Genomic DNA, 3156 nt, shown 5'->3' with positions numbered 1-3156 from the left:
GGCTTCAACCAGGCGCTGGAGCTGGCCCGCCACCTGGCCCCGCACAAAACCCAAGCCCAACTGCTGCTGCGCACCCGCCACACCGCGCCCCAGCCCACGCTGAACCGGGCCGAGCGTCTGCGCAATGTGCAGGGCGCGTTTGCGCTGGAGCCATTGCGGGCCGATGTACTGCGTGGCCAGCGGGTGGTGCTGGTAGACGACGTGATGACCAGCGGCGCGTCGCTGTTTGCCGCGGCGGCCGTGCTGAAACAGGCCGGGGCCGTGCACGTCACCGGGCTGGTGGTGGCGCGCACCCCGGTAGATTAAAACGCCCGAATCACCTCGGCCACACGCCGCACGTCGGCCTCACGCACGTCCAGGTGCGTCACCAGCCGCAGCTTGTACAGGCCGATGGCCAGGATCTGGTGGGCCTTTAAATGCGCCATAAATGCCTCCGCCCGCTCGGGGACGATCTGCAAAAACACCATATTGGTGTGACCAAGCTCCACCTGCAGGCCTGGCACATCGGCCAGCAATGCGGCCAGCAGCCGGGCGTTGGCATGGTCGTCGGCCAGGCGCGCCACGTGGTGCTCCAGCGCGTACAGGCCGGCCGCCGCCAGCACCCCGGCCTGGCGCATGCCGCCGCCCAGCATCTTGCGCCAGCGGCGGGCTTGGGCGATGAAGTCCTTGCCGCCCAACAAGACCGAGCCGACCGGCGCACCCAGACCTTTACTCAAGCAGATGCTGACCGAGTCAAAACCCGCGACCAGGCGGTGCTCGGCCTGCGCCAAGCCCTCGCCCGCCTGCTGGGAGGCCACCACGGCGTTGAAAAACCGCGCCCCATCCAGGTGGCACTGCAAACCCCGGCCATGGGCCAGCGCCAGCGCTGCTGCCACGTAATCTTGCGGCAGCACCTTGCCGCCGATGGTGTTCTCCAAGGCCAGCAAACGCGTGCGGGCGTGGTGGAAGTCATCGGGTTTGATGGCCGCGGCAATGCGCTCCAGCGGCAGGCTGCCGTCGCTGGCGTGGTCCAGCGGCTGGGACTGCACGCTGCCCAGCACCGCCGCGCCGCCCGCCTCCCATTTGTAGCAATGCGCCTCCTGGCCGACGATGAACTCGTCGCCGCGCTGGCAGTGGGTCATCAGCGCCAGCAAATTGCTTTGCGTGCCGGTGGGACAGAACAGCCCGGCCTCGAAGCCCAGGCGCTCGGCCAGCGTGGCCTGCAGCAGGTTCACGGTCGGGTCGTCGCCAAACACGTCGTCACCCAGCGGCGCGACGGCCATGGCGGCTTGCATGCCGGGCGTGGGGCGGGTCACGGTATCGCTGCGCAGGTCAATGGTGGGCATGGTGTTCCAGGGGTTGTGGGCGGGGTCCGAGTCTCTCCGATAATCCGGCCCTATGTTTAACATCGTCTTGGTCGAACCCGAAATCCCGCCGAACACCGGCAACGTCATCCGCCTGGCGGCCAACACCGGCTGCAATCTGCACCTGGTGGAGCCTCTGGGCTTCTCGATGGACGACAAGCACATGCGCCGCGCGGGGCTGGACTACCACGAGTACGCCACCCTCACCCGCCATGCCGACTGGCCCAGCTTTCTGGCCACCGCCCAGCCCGACCCGCAGCGCCTGTTTGCCCTGACCACGCGCGGGACCGGCAGCGTGCACGGCACCGCCTTTGCCCCCGGCGACTGGCTGGTGTTTGGCTCGGAAACCAAGGGCCTGGCCGACAGCGTGCGCGCCGCCTTTGCCCCAGAGCAGTGTTTGAAACTGCCCATGCGCCCCGGCCAACGCAGCCTGAATTTATCCAACGCCGTGGCCATCACCGTGTTTGAAGCCTGGCGCCAGTGCGGATTCGGAATGCTATAGATTAAATAGCTTTTCGCGCAGGTTCCACCTGCGCCAGAGGCCCATTTCTTATAAATTTATAAACCTAGGCATCCAGCCAGGCCGCCAGCGGAGCCCACTGCTCCAGGTCTTTTTCAACCCGGCTCGGGGCCACATCGAACAGGCTTAGCCCGCCGGCGGCCAGGTGCACGTAGTTTTGTGTGTCCCGCAAGTTGGTGATTACCGGCACTTCCAGCCCGTCCAGGTACTCGCGCAGGCGGTCGGCGGCAAAGGTACGCTCGTCCACCCGCATGCCCACCAGGCCGACCTGCATCTTGTCGATGCGGCGGTGCTCTGCCAGGCGGTCCAGAAACTTGCGCGTGGCAAAGATGTCGAACACGCTGGGCTGCAGCGGCACCACGATCTTGTCGGCCAGCCGCATCACGTCCTTGAAGCGCTTGCCATCCAGCCCGCCGGGTGTGTCCAGCACCACCACGTTGCCCGCTTTGCCGCCATTGGGCGGTTTGGCGATGTCGTCCGCGTCTACTTCCCAGGCCTGGATGGGCGCAGCCGTCGCCGGGCGCAGGCTCAGCCACAAATGGGATGACTGCTGGGGATCGGCATCACCCAACAACACGGTATGCCCCTGCGAGGCGTAATAGCCCGCAATCTGGGTGGACAGCGTGGACTTGCCGACTCCGCCTTTGGGACTGGCAACAACGACGATGGGCATAAATGGCTCCTAATAGGGGGAAACGCGTAAATTTTTGCTATGTTAGCGGCATGCAAGATCCCAGCGCCTCCGCCCCATCCCGCATCTATGTGCTCGCCGCCCATCCCAACTGGCGTGCGTCTCGCGTCAACCAGCGCCTGCTGGCGGCGGCGCGCGCCCTGCCCGCCCGCGCGGACGGCCCGCAGATCGACATCCAGGACCTGTACGCCAACTACCCGGACTACGCCATCGATGTGGCAGCCGAGCAGGCCCGCATGGAAGCCGCCGACCTGCTGGTGCTGGTACACCCCATCCAGTGGTATTCGATGCCCGCCTTGCAAAAACTGTGGATGGACGAGGTACTGACCTATGGCTGGGCATTTGGCGCGGTGTCGGCAGAAACCGAAGAAGCCGCCCCCAGCGGCGCGCCCGGCACCTCCCTGCGCGGCAAATCCCTGTGGCTGGTGGTGACCACCGGCGGGCAAGAAGACTCGTACCACCCCGACAGCTACAACCGCTATCCGTTCGACGCCTTCTTGCCGCCCTACGCCCAGACCGCCGCTCTGTGCGGCATGCACTTTTTGCCACCGCTGGTGCTGCACGGTGCCCACAGCGCGGGCAAGCAAGAGGTGCAGGACCAC

At 66.1% G+C, this 3156-nt stretch carries 5 protein-coding genes; 3 read left to right on the top strand and 2 right to left on the bottom strand.

All coding sequences use genetic code 11. The features are described from left to right. Nucleotides 1-306: phosphoribosyltransferase family protein (locus ABI213_RS21815; RefSeq protein ID WP_348028638.1), on the top strand; the 306-nt coding region annotated here is incomplete at its 5' end. Here the strand turns inward: ABI213_RS21815 and ltaE are convergent. Then, a complete protein-coding gene (ltaE, locus tag ABI213_RS21810) occupies nucleotides 303-1325 on the bottom strand; it encodes a low-specificity L-threonine aldolase (RefSeq protein ID WP_348006900.1) in 1023 nt (340 codons plus the stop codon). The genes ABI213_RS21815 and ltaE overlap by 4 nt on opposite strands. Before the next feature lie 52 nt (nucleotides 1326-1377). On the opposite strand from ltaE, the gene ABI213_RS21805 reads away from it, so the two are divergent. Then, on the top strand, nucleotides 1378-1845 hold the full coding sequence (locus ABI213_RS21805) for a tRNA (cytidine(34)-2'-O)-methyltransferase (RefSeq protein ID WP_348006901.1): 468 nt from the start codon (nucleotides 1378-1380) through the stop codon (nucleotides 1843-1845). Nucleotides 1846-1909: 64 nt separating this feature from the next. On the opposite strand, the gene ABI213_RS21800 is transcribed toward ABI213_RS21805, so the two are convergent. Continuing rightward, on the bottom strand, nucleotides 1910-2536 hold the full coding sequence (locus tag ABI213_RS21800; RefSeq protein ID WP_348028636.1) for a ParA family protein: 627 nt from the start codon (nucleotides 2534-2536) through the stop codon (nucleotides 1910-1912). 50 nt (nucleotides 2537-2586) lie between these two features. Between ABI213_RS21800 and ABI213_RS21795 the strand changes: the two genes are divergently transcribed. Next, nucleotides 2587-3156: NAD(P)H-dependent oxidoreductase (locus ABI213_RS21795; protein WP_348028634.1), on the top strand; the 570-nt coding region annotated here is incomplete at its 3' end.

Origin of the sequence: Rhodoferax sp. (genome assembly GCF_039922535.1) — a bacterium.
GTDB lineage: Bacteria > Pseudomonadota > Gammaproteobacteria > Burkholderiales > Burkholderiaceae_C > Rhodoferax_B.
Note: the sequence above shows the minus strand (reverse complement) of the source record. Positions and strands in the feature narration are given on the sequence as shown.

Excerpts from the sequence above, each read along its gene's own strand:
- ltaE (WP_348006900.1), bottom strand. The coding sequence starts at position 1,325 with ATGCCCACCATTGACCTGCGCAGCGATACCGTGACCCGCCCCACGCCC.
- ABI213_RS21805 (WP_348006901.1), top strand. The coding sequence starts at position 1,378 with ATGTTTAACATCGTCTTGGTCGAACCCGAAATCCCGCCGAACACCGGC.
- ABI213_RS21800 (WP_348028636.1), bottom strand. The coding sequence starts at position 2,536 with ATGCCCATCGTCGTTGTTGCCAGTCCCAAAGGCGGAGTCGGCAAGTCC.